13 protein-coding genes are annotated in these 16,304 nt (G+C 51.1%); 8 read left to right on the top strand and 5 right to left on the bottom strand.

Going from position 1 to position 16,304, the window contains the following annotated elements; genetic code table 11:
- The first annotated feature begins 2 nt into the window (after nt 1–2).
- The 6 genes from KDM87_RS17375 (at nt 3) to KDM87_RS17350 (ending at nt 6,858) form a co-directional block, all read left to right on the top strand.
- Entirely contained in the window at nt 3–2,411 is a 2,409-nt protein-coding gene (locus KDM87_RS17375) for a CHASE2 domain-containing protein (RefSeq protein WP_212680382.1), read from the top strand.
- A gap of 79 nt (nt 2,412–2,490) precedes the next feature.
- Nucleotides 2,491–3,777 carry a glutamyl-tRNA reductase gene (gene hemA, locus KDM87_RS17370; RefSeq protein ID WP_212680381.1) on the top strand — a complete coding sequence of 429 codons (1,287 nt, stop codon included), beginning with the start codon at nt 2,491–2,493 and terminating at the stop codon, nt 3,775–3,777.
- 107 nt (nt 3,778–3,884) lie between these two features.
- Nucleotides 3,885–4,964: a peptide chain release factor 1 gene (gene prfA / locus KDM87_RS17365; protein ID WP_186897836.1), complete on the top strand. Its 1,080-nt coding sequence runs from the start codon at nt 3,885–3,887 to the stop codon at nt 4,962–4,964.
- 135 nt (nt 4,965–5,099) lie between these two features.
- Nucleotides 5,100–5,600: a disulfide bond formation protein B gene (locus KDM87_RS17360; RefSeq protein ID WP_212680380.1), complete on the top strand. Its 501-nt coding sequence runs from the start codon at nt 5,100–5,102 to the stop codon at nt 5,598–5,600.
- On the top strand, nt 5,600–6,427 hold the full coding sequence (gene prmC / locus KDM87_RS17355) for a peptide chain release factor N(5)-glutamine methyltransferase (protein ID WP_212680379.1): 828 nt from the start codon (nt 5,600–5,602) through the stop codon (nt 6,425–6,427). The genes KDM87_RS17360 and prmC overlap by 1 nt, the downstream gene beginning before the upstream one ends.
- A gap of 17 nt (nt 6,428–6,444) precedes the next feature.
- The gene (locus KDM87_RS17350; protein ID WP_212680378.1) at nt 6,445–6,858 is read left to right on the top strand and encodes a GNAT family N-acetyltransferase; all 414 of its coding nucleotides are present in this window, start codon (nt 6,445–6,447) and stop codon (nt 6,856–6,858) included.
- 179 nt (nt 6,859–7,037) lie between these two features.
- Here the strand turns inward: KDM87_RS17350 and KDM87_RS17345 are convergent, their stop codons facing one another.
- The 5 genes from KDM87_RS17345 to KDM87_RS17325 all read right to left on the bottom strand — a co-directional run bounded on the left by KDM87_RS17345 (nt 7,038) and on the right by KDM87_RS17325 (nt 11,890).
- Nucleotides 7,038–7,868 (bottom strand): hypothetical protein, encoded by an 831-nt coding sequence (locus KDM87_RS17345; RefSeq protein WP_212680377.1) that lies wholly within the window; start codon nt 7,866–7,868, stop codon nt 7,038–7,040.
- Between the two features lie 53 nt (nt 7,869–7,921).
- Entirely contained in the window at nt 7,922–8,536 is a 615-nt protein-coding gene (lpoB, locus tag KDM87_RS17340) for a penicillin-binding protein activator LpoB (RefSeq protein ID WP_186897780.1), read from the bottom strand.
- Nucleotides 8,537–8,581: 45 nt separating this feature from the next.
- On the bottom strand, nt 8,582–8,977 hold the full coding sequence (locus tag KDM87_RS17335; RefSeq protein WP_186884536.1) for a YcfL family putative periplasmic lipoprotein: 396 nt from the start codon (nt 8,975–8,977) through the stop codon (nt 8,582–8,584).
- Between the two features lie 70 nt (nt 8,978–9,047).
- The gene (locus tag KDM87_RS17330) at nt 9,048–10,538 is read right to left on the bottom strand and encodes a COG3014 family protein (RefSeq protein WP_212680376.1); all 1,491 of its coding nucleotides are present in this window, start codon (nt 10,536–10,538) and stop codon (nt 9,048–9,050) included.
- Nucleotides 10,539–10,789: 251 nt separating this feature from the next.
- Nucleotides 10,790–11,890 (bottom strand): dienelactone hydrolase family protein, encoded by a 1,101-nt coding sequence (locus tag KDM87_RS17325; protein ID WP_212680375.1) that lies wholly within the window; start codon nt 11,888–11,890, stop codon nt 10,790–10,792.
- 269 nt (nt 11,891–12,159) lie between these two features.
- On the opposite strand from KDM87_RS17325, the gene KDM87_RS17320 reads away from it, so the two are divergent.
- The gene (locus tag KDM87_RS17320) at nt 12,160–14,511 is read left to right on the top strand and encodes a Tex family protein (protein ID WP_212680374.1); all 2,352 of its coding nucleotides are present in this window, start codon (nt 12,160–12,162) and stop codon (nt 14,509–14,511) included.
- Between the two features lie 363 nt (nt 14,512–14,874).
- Nucleotides 14,875–16,239, top strand: coding sequence for a hypothetical protein (locus KDM87_RS17315; RefSeq protein WP_212680373.1), 1,365 nt, complete (start codon nt 14,875–14,877; stop codon nt 16,237–16,239).
- Nucleotides 16,240–16,304: the final 65 nt, after the last annotated feature.

Below are 16,304 nucleotides of genomic sequence, written 5' to 3'. Positions count from 1 at the left end.
GTATGGCAACCAGATATATACAGGTGGAGCGCATCGCGTTTCGCGAGTGGCTGATACTGAGCCTGCTGCTTTGTATTCTGACTGTTGCTCTGGTTAACTTAAAGAGCCTGGAACGGCTGGATATGGTTGCCTACGATCGCTACATGCAGCTCAACAGCCGCGAAGCGCGGGATGACATTCTGATTGTGGCGATTGATGATTACAGCCTGAGCGAGCTGGGAAAATGGCCCTGGCCACGGCAACGGCATGCGGAACTGTTAAAGCACATCAATGCGGCAACACCGGCCGCTATTGGTATGGATATTCTTTTGACGGAAGCGGAATCGCCACAAGCTGGCAATCAGACCAACGGTGATCAACTGCTGGCAGATGCGATCGCTCAAAGCAACAAGGTCGTTCTGCCTCTGGTATCGCAAAACAATGGCAAAGGCCTGGTCGCTGCGCGCCCCATACCGCTGCTGGCAAATGCAGCACGTCAGATCAGCCATATTCATATCGAACTCGACAAAGATGGCGTTGCACGCAGCGTCTTTCTGCGCGAAGGGACAAGAGGCGAATGGTGGCCTCACTTTGCACTCGCCTTGAAAGATGTGGCGCAAAACACGGCTTACGGTACCGAAAAATATCTGCCCGGAGAAAGACTGCCCGTGCGGTTGCGCAAAGAAAATAATCAGGCCAACCTGTGGCAGCGTGATTACCAGATGCATATTCCGTTTTACGGCAGCAGCGGACATTTTAAGTCCGTACCGTATGTGTCAGTGCTACGCGGCGAAGTCCCGTCAGAGTTTTTAAGAAACAAGTATGTCCTGATTGGTCCAACTGCACTGGGTATGGCCGATTCATTTCCGACACCGGTATCCGGCAATAACGGCACCATCTCTGGAATAGAAATTAACGCCAATATTCTGGCCAGCCTGCTGGATGAACGTGCCATTGATTTTGCTCCGGCCTGGCAAGTCGCTTTATATAATCTGTTGCTACTGCTGGCAGCGCTGATCTCTTATCAGTTGCTGTCACCAAGAAAAGCCTTGCTACTAACTATTCTGTTTATCTTTTGCGCGGCCACTGGCAGTTTCCTTGCCATGCGCTATGCAGGACAATGGATATCGCCGTCAACTTCATTACTGGCCTTAATCATTGCCTACCCTGTATGGAGCTGGCGCAGGCTCGAAGCAGCGATTAAGTTTCTGGGCGAAGAATTTACTCTTCTCGAAAAAGAGCCACATCTGCTGCCAGAATTTATTGATGATGAAGAGGAAAAGAGTGCGCCAGTTCTGACAGATACGCTGGAACAAAGCATCAATGCTGTGCGTGTCGCCGCAGACAGAGTTCGAGACTTACGCCAGTTCGTCAGCGATAGTCTGGACAGCTTGCCAGATGCGACGCTGGTAACGACCACCGACGGCAATGTCTTACTCTCGAATCCGCCTGCACTCAGTTATTTTGCCAGTCAAGGTTTACCCAAAGTGAACGATTCCCTGCTGCCGTATTTGTTCGCCCGGATGTCTGCGCCAATGGAGTCTGACGAAAATCAGACGGGTAGTTTCAGTTGGTGGAATCTGCTGGACCTCAAACACACTGCGCGCATGAAGCAAGGCGTCGAAGTCAGGGATCCGCAGGGGCAGGATTTACTGATCAAAAGCGCACCTTGTTACAGCGCCAGCCAACAACTGGTCGGCTGGATAGTCAGCATCATCAATATCACCGCCATCCGCGCCGCCGAGCGCAGTCGTGACGAAACCCTGCATTTCATCTCTCACGACATGCGCGCGCCGCAGGCATCGATACTAGCTTTGTTGGAAATGCAGCAGGATGCAGCAACCGCATTACCACAGGCAGAGTTTATTTCGCGGATTGAAAAAGCCTCACGCATCACGCTGGGGCTGGCCGATAATTTCGTTCAGCTAGCCCGTGCGGAATCGCAGGATTATCGCTTTGAAGAACTTGATTTACAGACGGTGCTGCTGGATGCGACAGAAGAAATGTGGTCGCTGGCCAAGAGTAAAAACATACGCATCAAATGTACGATACCAGATGGCGAATATCCGATTCGCGCCGACCGCTCGCTGTTCACGCGGGTTCTGACAAATCTGCTGTCCAACGCCATCAAATACAGCCCGCGCGATACCATCATCAGCTGCACACTGGCGTATGAACAGCACCTGGCTGGGGCAAATATCGTGTGCAGTATCAGCGATCAGGGATACGGTATTCCGCGCGCAGAGCAAAGCAAGCTATTTCAACGTTTTCAACGCTTCGGTGGTGCCGAACAGCCCAAAAATGATGGAATAGGACTAGGCATGGTATTTGTGAAAGCAGTTCTTGATCGCCATCATGCGCAAATCGATTTCAACAGCGCACCGAATGAAGGCACAACTTTCAATATCAGATTGCCATCAAGCACCATTTGAGCTACATCAAGCCCATACGGACAGAAATTAATGCCGTCAACGCGTTATAATGACGGTCTGATCTTACGCCCCACATCGCATGCAACTGACTGCTGTTGGACTCAACCACACGACTGCGCCGCTCTCGCTGCGCGAAAAAGTCGCCTTCTCGCCTGAACAGATTGGTCAGGCGGTGGTGGCTGCGCGTGCCTGGTTTGGTAACAATGCAGCAAACACGACGCATTCGTATGGCAATGAAGCAGCGATTTTATCGACCTGCAACCGTACTGAGTTGTATGCAGCATGCGCAGCCGCTAATCCGGTCGATGCGACCGCGCATTTTCTGGCTGATTTTCATCAGTTGCCTTACGCTGATTTACGCCCACACCTCTATACTCTGCCGCAGGATAATGCTGTCCGTCATGCGTTCCGCGTTGCTTCCGGCCTGGATTCCATGGTGCTCGGCGAGCCGCAGATTCTGGGGCAAATGAAAGATGCAGTGCGTCAGGCAGAAGCGGCCGGTGGTCTTGGCACCTATCTGCATCAGATGTTTCAACGCACTTTTGCGGTCGCCAAAGAAGTCCGCAGCAACACGGAAATCGGTGCACACAGCGTGTCTATGGCAGCCGCTGCGGTACGTTTATCGCAACGTATTTTCGACAAAATTTCTGATCAGCATGTGCTGTTTATCGGTGCCGGTGAAATGATAGAACTTTGTGCCACGCATTTTGCGGCGCAAAATCCAAAATCCCTGACCATTGCCAACCGTACACTCGAACGTGGCGAAGCACTGGCACATCGCTTCAATGGTAAGGCAATCCGTCTTGCCGATTTACCGCAACAGTTGGCACAGTTCGACATCATCGTCTCGTGTACTGCATCGTCATTGCCGATCATAGGATTGGGTCTGGTCGAGCGTGTCGTCAAAGCACGCAAACATCGTCCTGTCTTCATGGTTGATCTGGCGGTGCCACGCGATATTGAACCGGAAGTCGGCAAACTCGATGACGTGTTTTTATACACCGTAGATGATCTCGGCAGTGTGGTGCAGACCGGCATAGAAAGCCGCCAGGCAGCCGTTGCGCAGGCCGAGGCCATTATCGAAACCCGGGTGCAATCGTTTATGCACTGGATTGATGGTCGTGCCGTGGTTCCCGTTATTCAGGACTTGCATGAAAGCAGCGAACAACTCCGCCTGATGGAACTCGAACGTGCTCGTAAAATGCTGGCGCGCGGCGAAGATATCGACGCTGTGCTGGAAGCGCTTTCCAAAGGCATCACTGCCAAATTCCTGCATGGCCCGCAACAAGCATTGCATCAGGCCAGCGGCGATGAACGGGCACGTCTGGCGAGCCTGTTGCCGCAATTATTCCGCACCAAGCGTTAGCGAATTCTGCTTTTCTTTCTGATGCAGCGTCTCTGCGTCATCTTCTCGGTTACTGCGTTTCAAGCCTGACAGCAGTTCCCTCCGGATTCACCTACTATTCTTCCCGTATGAAACCATCAATGCTCTCCAAGCTGGATCAGCTGGCTGAACGCCTCGACGAAGTTGGTCACCTGCTGATGCAGGAAGGCGCCACCAATGACATGGACAATTACCGCAAACTCAACCGTGAGCATGCAGAATTAGATCCACTCGTCGCTCTCTACAAAAATTATCAGCAAGCGCAGGCCGATCTGGACGAAGCACAGGAAATGCTCAACGATCCCGACATGAAAGCCTTTGCACAGGATGAGATAGAAGCGGCAAAAGAAAAAATGCAAACATTAGAAGCCGATTTGCAAAAAATGCTGCTGCCCAAAGACCCCAACGACGAACGTAATATTCTGCTGGAAATCCGTGCCGGTACGGGCGGCGATGAAGCAGCCTTGTTTGCTGGCGATTTGTTGCGCATGTACACCCGCTTCGCTGAACGTAACCGCTGGCAGGTCGAAATGATGTCAGAGTCGGCTTCTGAGCTTGGCGGCTACAAAGAAGTGATCGTGCGGATTGCTGGCCTTGGCGCGTATTCCAAACTGAAATTCGAATCCGGCGGACATCGTGTGCAGCGGGTTCCGGCGACAGAAACACAAGGTCGCATCCATACTTCCGCCTGCACCGTCGCTGTGATGCCAGAAGCCGATGAACTCGCCGATGTGATCATCAACAATGCCGACCTGCGTATCGACACTTTCCGCGCCAGTGGTGCCGGTGGGCAGCATATTAATAAAACCGATTCCGCTGTGCGCCTGACGCATATTCCTACCGGCATCGTGGTCGAATGTCAGGATGGTCGCAGCCAGCATCAGAACAAGGCACAGGCAATGCGCGTGCTGGCCACCAGAATCATGGATGGTCAATTAAGAGAAAAGCAGGCGAAAGAAGCAGCAACCCGTAAGAGCCTGATCGGATCCGGTGATCGCAGTGAGCGCATACGCACTTACAACTATCCACAGGGCCGTATGACCGATCACCGTATCAATCTGACCTTGTATAAACTCGATTTCATCATGGATGGCGATCTGACCGAACTGAGTAATGCCCTGATCGCAGAACATCAGGCTGAACTCCTGGCGGAACTTGGCGACGATTAATCTATCCAAGCCACAGTACCAACAGCGCCAGCAATATCAGTAACACCGGTATTTCATACTATTTAGTTTCTTATAAACATGAGGCTTTAAATAGCGTGTAAGCTGGCATCCGCTTTCATTTTACGAATGACCTACATGCGTTCATCTAAATTCGTCTTACTCGGCATCTCTGCCACCTGCCTGTTACTGATAGCAGTTGCGCTCTATCTGCAGATCGTTGAACTGATGCTGCCTTGCCCCTTATGCGTCTTCCAGCGTTATGCATTTCTTGCCATCGCCCTGTTCAGCCTGATCGCTGCTTTGCTTCCTGCCGATGCGCGCCGTTACGGCATAGCCCTCGCAGGTTTATCCGCATTCGGCGGTATTGGCATTGCGGGCAAACACCTGTATGTGTTGTCAAATCCTACGCTCTCCTGTGGTATCGATCCGCTGGAAACCGGGCTCAATAAAATCTTCTTGTCGGAATGGTTTCCTATCCTGTTCCGTGCGGATGGCTTGTGTGAAACACCTTACCCACCAATCTTCGGTCTGACGATTCCGACCTGGGCCATGATCTGGTTTGTTATTTTCAGTCTCACGCTGATCGTGCTGTTTTTTCAAAAACAAAAAACCGGCATGTTCGGAAAGCGTCACTGATGACAGAAGGCCAGCCGCTCAGCATTGCCGATCATGAGCGCTTGTCGCCACTGGATAAGCTGGAAACACGCATGTTGCTGATGCATGTGACTGGCTTGAGTCGCATACAGTTGATTACACGTTCGGACTATCCGCTCAGCACATCGCAAACGCAGCAGTTTGTCGAATTGCAGCAACGGCGCTTAGCTGGCGAACCCATCGCCTATCTGACCGGTGAACGTGAATTTTTTGGCCTGCCTTTTTACACCTCTCCGGCGGTCTTGATTCCGCGCGCAGATACAGAATTACTGGTGGAACTCGGTTTGCAATTCGCCCCGCAAAACTCCACCTTACTCGACCTCGGTACAGGTTCCGGAGCGATTGCGATTGCGCTTGCTCACGAACGCCAGGATCTGGATGTCTGTGCTGTCGACATCAGCACAGAAGCACTCGCCATCGCAAAAAAGAATGCCGCACGTATACTGCCGCCAGATCACCTGCAACTATTGCACAGTGACTGGTACAGCGCACTGGCTGGCCGGGTATTTCAAACCATCGTCAGCAATCCGCCCTACATCGTCAAAGATGACCCACATCTGAGTCAGGGCGATCTGCGCTTTGAACCCATCAATGCCCTCACCGATCATGCCGATGGGCTCAGCGCTTACCGGCACATCATCCAAGGTGCGCATACGCATCTTGCGCAACAAGGCTGGCTGTTGATGGAACATGGTTATCATCAGGCGGAAGAAGTCCGTGCCTTGTTGATCGCAGCAGGCTACACGCAAGTACAAAGCTGGCGCGACCTCGCTGGTATAGAGCGCGTTTCAGGCGGACAACGCCGCTGATTGGCAAAGGATTTTTTATGCAGATTACGACAGACAAAGCCGCGCTCAACATCGCATTGATACACAATTTTTTATCCACGCTATCCCCCTGGGCACAAGGAATCTCCCTCGAAACGGTACAACGTTCAATTGAGCATTCGCTGTGCTTTGGCGGATTTATCGATGGTCAACAAATCGCCTTTGCGCGAGTAGTCACAGACCGTGCGACATTTGCGTATCTGATGGATGTGTTTGTCTTGCCGGATTATCGCGGCCAGGGATACAGCCGCCGTCTGCTGGAAGTGATACAAGATCATCCCGATCTGCAAAACATACGCCGCTTTATATTGGTCAGCAGCTCGGCTCGCGGTCTGTATGAAAAATTTGGTTTCCACTCACCGGCAAAACCAGAAACGTTCATGGAAATCCACCGTCCCGATCTATACCGCTGATAAACCAATTGATGCAGTTCAACGCATCAATTGTTTAGGGCTAAATCAGGCTATCCGGAATACCCAGCTCATTGTCATGCGAAGTGCAGCAGCAATCTCAGCAAAATATCTATGCATGAAAAATTAAAAAGCCAGCATGTCTGCTGGCTTTTTCAGTAGTGGAAGACAGTGATCAGCGATTAACGATACACCGTCACTGGTTCCGTATTTTGCACAGGTACTGCAGGTACCACGGGCTGACCATTCACATTCGAGTTCGCCGGACGATTCGCACCGCGTGGCAAACCAAACTGCACCATCAGTTCGTTATAGGCCGCATCTGCCAGACTGCGCGAGGTTTCCTGTATGACCTTGCCGCGATTGAAGACAACGCGATCACCGGCACGGCTGATGATCTTGGTATCAACACCGGAACCACTCGCGCTGAATGCCGCTTTGACTTCATAGGTTTTGGTGTTGATCAGACTGAAATCGGCGACCAGATCAAGTGACAAACTGGCTGTCATCGAATTCCCGTATTGCAGTTGATTACTTTCCTGACGGAACTGGATATTGCTGACTGTGCCGAACAATACATAATCCGCGCCGGGATACATGCCTTGTTTGATGCGACCGATGATGTCGTAAATTTTTTCCATCGGCTTGCCAACATACGGACGCGCCTGAATCAGATGCACACCACCGCCTTTGATCATCGCGCCTTTCAAATCGGCCGTGTAGGTTTTTAATTCACCACGGTCGATATAGGTGTAAAAACCTTCCGCTTCGTAGTAATTGCTTTCGCTCTTGGCGTCAATTTTGCCGCGTTGTGAGTAGCTGCGATCGGTTTCGCGTTCGCTGTAGCTGCCTTTCACACTGCTTTTACTGCTGGCAGAAACGACATGGAAATACTCGCTGACTTTTTCTTCGTAAGTCAGATCAGTCACGGCAATTTTCGGTTCTGCTGCCAGCGCGCTGCATGCTGCTGCGGAGCAGAAAACGCCTGCCAGAATTTTTTTCATATTCAACATCTTACGTCCTTCAGGAGCCGGTTAAAAACCGGTTAAAGATTGATCAGGGCTGATTATTTTTTAGATGTTTTACGGATTTCTTTTTCATCCTGCCATTCGATAGAACCATCTTCGATGTCATACAGTTTCAATGTCATCTTGTAGAACACATCTTTGGTCGTGGAATTTTGTTTGACGATAGAAACGATTTCACCTTCGAGGGAATATTTCGCTGCCGTCATGTTGCCGACCTTCGCTTTACCCTGAGATTTATACAAACCGCTTTGATTCTGACGTTGCAACTCGTCCACGCCTTGCTGCATTTCATCAGCGCTACGTGTGAATTTTACTTTTTTACTTTTCACCAACGCAGTCTGAATACTGTTCATGATCGATTTAGTGTCGATGTATTCGCTGGTTTTATTGCGCACACCAGCCAGTGTCAGTGTCGGGCGATTTGCCAGTGCCGGATCTTCGAGCAAAGAGCCAACCATTTTTTCTGCAATCATCTGCAAATCAGTCGAACCGAATTCATTCGTCACTGTTTCTACCGCTTTGTTGTCGCCATAATTCACCTGACGTGCGAGGCTGACTGTTGGCTGCGATAATTTTGTCTGGCAGGCAGACAGCGAAGTCACGGCCAGAATCATCAGGCACAAAGTGGTGGATAAAGAGGAAATGCGTTTCATAATAACTCCGTAGTTCTGTACAATTTTTTTTAAACAAATCTGTGATTAACGTGGTTCAGCGCTCATTTCGATTTTGAAATCTGTCGCTTGCGGGCCATAGGCTGTGCCTTTGACGAGCTGGCTTTGCTTACCCAGTATCATCAATGGTTTCCAGACTTCGCCATCGCCGACCTGCATACCGGCTGCATCTGTCCAGCGGAAACGGTAATAGACGCGTACATCTTTCGCTGTGGTGTTATACATTTCGGCCTGCACAACCAGCACATCGTTACGACGCTGACCGCGCAGATCAGTCACCTGCACACCTTCGAGCGTGCCACGCACCATTAATTTCGCCGCAATGCCAGGAGAAACTGCATTTGGCACATCTTCGGCCATGACCGGTGCGGCAAAGCAAGCTGCGATGACAGCCGCACAAACGGCAATTTTTTTAGACATCATGGATGATTCTTCCTTAATAACTTTGTACATCAATTAAATCGACTGGTTTTTGTCGTCTTGCCAGTTTTACTTAGTTCGCACCTGCCGCTGCAGCCGCAGCTGGTTTCTGCTTCTGCGCCGCTTTTCTCGCTGGCTTTGTCGGCGCTGCTTTTACCGCAGGCGTTTCTGCCGCGATCTGCGCTGCCGGTGTCACAGTACCGAATTTTGCCAGATCGCCGACATAAGTTTTGTTCGGATACAAACGCACTGGCACCACCATGTAGCGACCGTCAATATTGAGCTTGGTGCTTTCGCCGGGACGACCCGAAAAATTCACATCATATTCGCCCGGTGGTAAAAACGCACGCGCAATAAAGACGCGCTCTGGCAGGCTACGCCACATACGATCATCTGCCGGGCCTTCCGTCGCGACCACGGCAATATTAGCAGCCAGACCAGCAAGTGCGCCGAAGTTTTTATTGACCTGATCCTGCACCACGCCTTTAGTAATCGCACGGATCGCAGCGCGGGTGTAAATACCTGGCATTTCATCTTTCAATGCACGACGCGCCATCACGTTGAAATCAGTGATCAATGCGGTTGGCAAAGATTGATTCGCGATATTCACCGAGCGGATCACCGCCGCTTCTTTATCCGGCTGGATCACAGGGAAAGTCAGCGACACAGTCACCAGACCGCGTGAGGTTGGCAATGGCAGCGCAAATTTCTGTGACTGGCGGGCTGGTGCATTGCCGGTTTCGACCACGAACAGAACATCTGTCACGCCTTTTTTGCGGCGGAAACTGGTGCGTTGATCGAGGCCTTTCAAGCCATCTTCCAGCACCGGTAAATCAGGACGCAATTCGATCGCCTTGCGATAACCTGGCGCCGCCAGACCTGGCTCATTCAGCGCTTCATACACAAAACCGGCAAGGTAATGACTCAATGCATTCTGATAACCGTTTTTCAGCTTCAGCACTTCCGGGTCATTCAGGGTTTCAACCGGATAGCCGTTAATTTCCTTGTTACTGCTTGTTACACCTTTTTCTTTCGCTTCCTTTTCGGCGGCCTCGGTTTCCTTGGAACGGAATTCAGCAATCACCGCTTCACGCTCATGCGTACGTTTGATATCGACGCGGGCAGTATCCAGATCACCCAGATTGATACGATCCATCGCCATACGCACAGTCAGCATCACTTTTTCGTAATCCTGGCCTTCGTAATCGCGGCTGGCATCGCCCATGATGGTGGCGCCGATCTGGCTCATCAATTTCTGTGGATTGCTTTTAGCGTTTTCTTCCCACTCTTTCACCTTGGTGTCGGCAATCGTCAACGCATTCAAGCTGTCCTGATAACGCTTACCAATACGCATCAGTTCGCCTTTTTCCAGATTCAGCAATAAATCATTCTGATTGGCACCTTTAGTCTGTTCTTCAACCTGACGGATCGCATCCTCGATCTGCCCGGTTTTAACAACTGCCAGTGAGTTAGAGACTTTGCTGTCGTGGGTTTGCGTCGTAACGCAACCAGTGAGAACCAGAGCAGCAACCAGAGGGGTGAGCGAGAAGGAAGAGAGGCGCATTTAGCTTATATATTTGAGTGTTGAAAAAGGCGACCGGACTAGCAACATCATTTTTGTAACGATCAGGTACACATCGTACAAAGTGATAAATACTGCCCTGAAAAATAAGGTATTACCGGCGTTGAACGGGAAATTATAAAGAGCACCTTTGTTTTTGTAATGCTTAAAATTGTTAGCAAAACATACAAAACAACACTTTTTCGAAATTATTATTTTTGCAGCAAATAAACTTTGCTTTTCATCAAACTTCATCACCGGAAGCTGGGCTCCGGAACGCAATCCTCCAGCAACCACTGATCCAGTTGCCACATAAAATCCGGCAAATAATTTTTATCAGGGCTACGCAAACCATGATCTGCAGCGGGATAAATGCGCAATTGAAAATCGCTGCGCCCAGCGTCGCTGAATGCTTTTCTCAAGGCGTTGGCCGCGCCCGGCGGGATTAAAGTATCCGCCTCTCCGATCCCTGCAAAAACCGGCAAGCGCGCTGCGAGCAGATTGCGTGTCTGATCTATCGCGATTTCCGACCAGTAGCGCCAGCCGCGCCCGTGTATGCGCGCCTGCTCAGGGTCGGCCGGGGAACTTGCCAGTGCGCGGGATAAAACATCCCAGCCTTGCTGCATGTGCGGATAAATTGCTGCCAGCGCGCGGTAAGTCGGAATCGCGCTGTTTCCTGCATTCGCCAGCAAGGCCAGATGCGTGATTTGCGGCAGATCGCGCGCCAGCAAAGGCACCAGTTCAGCACCCTCGGAAATGCCCAACAAAATCACGCGGCGTGGTTGCATGCCTTGTTGTTTGAATTGGCGCAACTGGGCTTGTATGAATGCCAGTTGATCTGCGCGCCATTGGCTCAGATGATCGGCGCGGATAAATGCCTCGCTACAGGTTTCACCGTTTGCCTGCGCGCTGATATGGCGTTTGAGCAAAACACGGATACGGGTCAGCCCAGATTCGCCTTCCCATCCGGTGAAATATTGCGGCAAATATCGCCCCATGCTGCCGCAACCGGCACCGGCCACCACGAACAGCAGATTCACCGGGGAAGCCATTGCGGCAGTATCGCTCTGCCACGGCTGTTTATCCCATTGATAAAACAGGGCGTTGCCACCGTCGGCAAAAGTGAACGTGGCGGGCTGTAATTTCATATTCGCATTTACTGCCGGAGTCACAGCATCGGCTGATGCAGGTCCCGCAGTTTCAGCAGTGGCAGCAGCAGTAGCAATTGCAGGTGCCGCCAGCGCGAAGCACATCAGGAACGGCAGCAATACTGCCGCAGCCAGCCGCGCCGCGGCGTGTCTGCTCTGCCTGCAGAGATAACCACGGCTGCGAAGGCTGCAATACTCGAATTTCATCCTAAAAATACTCCCCCCAGTATATGTAAACACCCTTTATTTCATTGAGAGAATAAGCGTAAATCGCCACATACTCCCCATTTTTTCCTTTTTTGAGCGGGATTTCTGCACCGCTGCAGGCCTGTATTTTCTACAGATCGCCGTCATTACACCGCGCCACCCGGCCGACTATTAACCGCAGTCAGAAAGACTGTCAAGACTGGCGCAACGCTGCAAATTGCGTATCATCTGCGCCTTCATTGCTTTTTTAATGTCTGGATTCTGGATTTATGCTGCCTTCGATTGAACAAAGACTCGCCGTAGAACTCGCCGCCAAACCGATACAGGTAGCGGCTGCTGTTGCCTTGCTGGATGAAGGCGCGACCGTACCGTTTATCGCCCGTTACCGTAAAGAAGTTACCGGCGGCCTCGATGATACGCAATTGCGTCTGCTCGAAGAACGTCTGCGTTATCTGCGTGAACTCGAAGACCGCCGCGCCGCGATCATCGCCTCGATTGATGAACAAGGCAAGATGACGCCGGCCTTGCTTGATGCGATTACCCACGCCGAAGACAAAACCCGGCTCGAAGATTTATATCTGCCGTATAAACCGAAACGCCGCACCAAAGCGCAGATCGCCGTCGAAGCAGGTTTGCTGCCGCTGGCCGATGCCTTGCTGGCCGACCCGATGCTGACGCCAGAAACCGAAGCCGCCAATTATCTGAAACCCGCGTTCAGCACCGACAACGGCGACAACCCAGGCGTGCCTGACACCAAAGCGGCACTCGATGGCGCACGTCAGATTCTGATGGAACGCTTTGCCGAAGATGCGAGCCTGTTGCAAGCGCTGCGCGAATATCTGAACGACCACGGCATCGTCGAATCCAAAGTCGTGGCAGGCAAAGAAGATGCCGGCGAAAAATTTGCCGATTATTTCGATTACTCAGAAACCCTGGGCACCATTCCATCGCACCGCGCACTGGCCTTGTTCCGTGGTCGCCGCGAAGAAATGCTGACCGTCACTTTGCGGCTCGACAGCGAAGAAGAAAAACCAAAATGGGATGCGCCGCTGAACCCATGTGAAAGCCGCATTGCCGCACGTTTCGGCGTCAGCCAAAAAGATCGCCCAGCCGATAAATGGCTGGCCGATACCGTGCGCTGGGCATGGCGCGTCAAAGTCTTCATGCATCTGGAAACCGAGCTGATGGGCAAGCTGCGCGAGAGTGCAGAAATCGAAGCCATCAACGTGTTTGCACGCAACCTCAAAGATTTATTGCTGGCAGCACCAGCCGGGCCACGGGCCACGATGGGCCTCGATCCTGGCTTGCGTACCGGCGTGAAAGTCGCGATTGTCGATGCGACCGGCAAGGTAATGGAACACGCGACGATTTACCCGCATCAGCCGCGTAACGACTGGGATGGTTCGCTGCATACGCTGGCGAAACTCGCAGAAAAATATCAGGTGTCATTAATTTCGATTGGTAACGGCACCGCCTCACGCGAAACCGACAAACTGGCGCAGGATTTAATCAAACTCAAACCAGAACTCAAGCTGACCAAAATCGTCGTCTCTGAAGCCGGTGCATCGGTGTATTCCGCTTCAGAATTCGCCTCGAAAGAATTGCCGGATCTGGATGTGTCCATCCGTGGTGCGGTCTCGATTGCACGTCGTCTGCAAGACCCGCTGGCCGAGCTGGTGAAGATCGATCCAAAATCCATCGGCGTTGGTCAGTATCAGCATGATGTCAGCCAGACCCAGCTGGCACGCTCGCTCGATGCGGTGGTCGAAGACTGCGTGAATGCGGTTGGTGTTGATGTGAATACCGCCTCTGCGCCTTTGCTGGCGCGGGTGTCCGGCTTATCGGCCAGCGTCGCGCAAAGCATCGTTAATTTCCGCGATGCCAAAGGCATGTTCAGTTCACGCGCCGATCTGCGCGCAGTACCGCGCCTCGGTGACAAAACATTTGAACAAGCCGCCGGATTTTTGCGCGTGATGAATGGCAGCAATCCACTCGATGCATCCGCAGTTCACCCGGAATCGTATCCGCTGGTCGAAAAAATTCTGGCCGATATCAAGAAAGATGTAAAAGGCGTCATCGGCGACAGCGGGCTATTGAAATCGCTGAACGCGGCCAAATACGCCGATGAAAAATTCGGTGTGCCGACCATCACCGACATCATCAAAGAGCTGGAAAAACCGGGCCGCGATCCGCGCCCTGAATTCACCACCGCCACCTTTAAAGACGGCGTGGAAGACATCAAAGATTTGCAGCCCGATATGATTCTAGAAGGCGTCGTCACCAACGTCGCCGCGTTCGGCGCGTTTGTCGATATCGGCGTGCATCAGGATGGCCTGGTACACATTTCCGCACTGTCGAACACCTTTGTCAAAGACCCGCACACCGTCGTCAAAGCCGGTCAGGTGGTGAAAGTCAAAGTGATGGAAGTTGACGTCAAACGCCAGCGCATCGCCCTCACCATGCGCCTCACCGACAGCGCACCGCAACCCGGCAGCAAACCGGAACAACGCGGCGACCGCAACGACGCCAAACGCCTGAACCAGCACCAGCAACAACGCAAACAAGAAGCCGCCCCCGCAGGCAACGCGATGGCAGCAGCGTTTGCGAAATTACGTGGTTGAGATTAACAATTCTGCGAAAAAAACACCGAAGTAAAATAATTAAGCGCCCCGGTTTTTACCGGGGTGTTTTTTTGCGCCATGCTGTGTGCGATTACACATCGCTGAATCGTGACTGCCTGAACTTATAACGCAAACCTTCCTGCACCTGATTCAATCAACGCGGTTTTGATGATGTCGAGGAAGTGATGTTTGTGTCTGTTTGGTTAAACTCATTTTACGTTCAGCAGAACCAGATACAACAAGACTCCATGAGGTTTTCAAGGCATTTGAATAAAATTGTCTTTTTAACATTACAAGTTAAGCTACATTTTTGCAAATTAAATAGAAGTCAGACCGTTTAAACCTACAACGAAAGAAATCACATTGGCACATCTTACTGATATGGAAGAGATACTATCCAGGATTCCTGGAACCGACATCCGCGACTACATGCGTGAAGCAATGGGTTGTTATATGGCCGGAGCCTACCGTGGTACCTTAGTTCTTAGTTATATCGCTTTATTCGACGACTTACTTGCAAAACTGGATGAGTTGGGAAACGTAAATACGGCAGCGAAGTCAATATTTACCGAAGCCACAAAGAAGAAATCTGACCAAGATGTTTACGAAAGCTACCTTATAGATCAACTAACATCCAAAAGTTTTATTTCCGGTCTCGACTCATCATTTCTAACAACCCTCCGAACCCTACGTAACAAGTCTGCGCACCCATCAGGTCACAAGCCATCACCTGAGGAAGCAAGATTTGTCTTCTTCGAAACCATTGATCGTTTTCTTTCAAAACCCATACTCTCCACCACTCAGTTGGTCGATGAACTCGTAACAAGGTTAAAGAACAGCAATTTCTTTCCAAGCACGTCTATCGTAGATATCAGAAATGTAGTCAGAGACGAGCTGACTAACCTTCATGATGAAGCGATGCCTCAGCTCGTGACAAAAATGGCTGCAGCAATCACATCACCTGATGGTTCAATAAAGAAAAATTCGAGCTATTTTTTGATCGGTCTATCTAAGCTCGACAAGCTACCAGCTAATGTCGCACTGCAAACCAAGTTGATTGCATCAAAGGCAGATAACTCCGATTACGAGGACGTGATCATTCAAGCACTATCAGCCAATGGAAAGTTAATTTCTGGCCTGAGCGGTACTCCCGTCGAACGCGTACGAGCAATTCTGGCAAAAAAGATATCTGAGATTACAAGTACTCTCAGTGAAACAAATTTGATTCATCCAACATCCGCGCTCATATCTCTTGCGGAGGCCATTTCAGAGTCTGAATTCCTGGAAATGTTCAAGCCAGAAGTCGAAGCACTATTTAAGAAAAGAGCCCACTCTGAGTTTGTTGTAAAACTCGTCAAGGACAAACCAAGCCTCCTCCCCATCTACCTGCCGATACTTATCTCGAAGGCTGGATCTTCCGACTTCGCTACGGCCAACTCTTTCTCAAACTCTGTTGAGGCGCTAGATGGTGCTCTCGGGGAAATACTCACTAGCGAGCAGTCATTGCAACTGATCGTCGCAATGATAAGAGCCGCGAACTCTGGGGCTTGGTCAGCAAAGGCCGAGGTCAGCGCCAAATTTGCAAACGTTCCTACCTTGAGGTCGAAAGCCATCGAGTTCACCACCGCGAACGAAATGGCGGCAGCAACACTCATTAAAGATAAACTGGATGAATCCAAGTCCGTAAACGAGTTCGTTGCAGCCACCCTTACTGACGAAACCGTCTAACTGATCACTTAATCGTGCAATCATGGCCAGCATCGTTCTCGACTAGCTCTGGCGTTATGTTTCTG

This window comes from Cognatundibacterium rivi, from assembly GCF_018139565.1.
GTDB lineage: Bacteria > Pseudomonadota > Gammaproteobacteria > Burkholderiales > Burkholderiaceae_D > Undibacterium > Undibacterium rivi.
This window is presented reverse-complemented; position numbering and strand designations above follow the sequence as displayed.